Source organism: Phytoactinopolyspora endophytica (genome assembly GCF_004138495.1).
In the GTDB taxonomy this organism is placed as follows: Bacteria; Actinomycetota; Actinomycetes; order Jiangellales; family Jiangellaceae; genus Phytoactinopolyspora; species Phytoactinopolyspora endophytica.
Map to the genome: position 1 here is coordinate 85,139 of NZ_ML142868.1, position 1,411 is coordinate 86,549.

Genomic DNA, 1,411 nt, shown 5'->3' on the forward strand with positions numbered 1-1,411 from the left:
GGCTCCAGGTCATCGTCGACGGCTCGACACTCGAGATCTTCGCCCAGGATCGAGTCGCCTTGACCAGCCGGTGCTATCCCACGCTCGAGCACAGCACCGGCATGGCCATAAAGGCAACAGGTGGTCCAGTGGCCGCTGATGTCCGCGTGTGGGGGCTCCGGTCCATCTTCTGACAGCGCGGCTCAGGCGGGAAGGATCTGGCGCAAGTCCATGAGAACTTCGTCGATCACGTGCTGTAGGGCGCTGGCTTCGTCATTTCAGGCACGCGATGCCGCCGCGGCGGCCGCGATGCGGCCGGCGAGGCCGGCGCCGACCGGCTTCCGTTCGGTTACGGCCGCCCCAGGCGGAGCAGGATCGACTCGCCAGGAGCGTCGTCGAGGCCGTCGTTGTCGACGGCCGCGATCAACTCACGCCGCCCACGCTCGCCGCCGATCACTGCGAGCCCCTCGACCTTGTCCGCCACTTCTCCCCCGCCGGCACGCAGCGCGGGCAGCAGGTCGACCACCGGGGCCTTGTCCAGCACCGGCTTCGGCTCGCCCGCGGGCACCGGCGACACCGCCGACACGTCCACCCGGTAGACCATCTTCACCTCGGCGGTCGCGCCGCGCTGGTTGTCCCGCTCGACGACGAGCAACTCGGCGTCGCCCGCCGCGGTCAGCTCGGACAGGCCCACCCACGCACCGTCGGGGGCGTCGTCAAGCGGGTATGCGGCGAAGGCCCATGTGCCGGTGCTCGGCGTGTATCTGGCCAGCGTCGCCTGGCCGGGCTCGTTGTCCGCCCACTCGCGCTGCACCGCGACCCACACGTCGTCACCCAGCACGGCGACGCCCTCGAAACCGAACCGCGACGCGCCGGCCGTCACCTCCTCGGGCAGCCGGATCTCCTCCATGACGGCGCCGTCGGCGTCGACGCGCACCAGCATGTGCTCGGCCCCGTTGTCCGGGTTGCCTTCGGAGACGAGCCAGTACCCGTCTTCACTGGCAGCGATCCCCTCCGGGTCATACGCGGCCGGCTCGCCGTCACGGGTGATCATCAGCTCCGACTCGACGACGGCGGGCACCGCGTCGGCGTTGACCGTCAGGATCCGGCTGGGCTGGTACGCGTTGTCGGTCACGGCGACCACCCGGCCGGCGTCGCCGGGCACGGCAGAGAGGCCGGACAGCGCCCCGAAGCCGATCGGGGCGCCGTTCTCGTCGTCGGCCGAGACGATCGTCGGTGCCGCGGCGTTGCGCTCCAATCGCGCCGTGTGCGACGCATGCGTGAACCAGTAGCTTGCCAGCGACGAGCGGACGCCGTCGTCCGCGGAGTCCTCCTCTGAGGAGACGAGCAGCAGGTTTCGCTGAGGGATCGGGAGCAGGCCCTCCGGAGCGACGCCGGTCGGCAAGCCTTGGACCAGCTCGGGCGCACTCGG

2 protein-coding genes are annotated in these 1,411 nt (G+C 70.9%); one reads left to right on the forward strand and one right to left on the reverse strand.

Annotated elements, in window-relative coordinates; translation table 11 throughout:
• Positions 1–173: GH32 C-terminal domain-containing protein (locus ELR45_RS43035; RefSeq protein WP_205857476.1), on the forward strand; the 173-nt coding region annotated here is incomplete at its 5' end.
• A 155-nt stretch (positions 174–328) separates the two neighbouring features.
• Here ELR45_RS43035 and ELR45_RS39470 read toward each other — a convergent pair.
• On the reverse strand, positions 329–1,411 hold a 1,083-nt coding region (locus ELR45_RS39470), incomplete at its 5' end, for an esterase-like activity of phytase family protein (protein WP_205857459.1).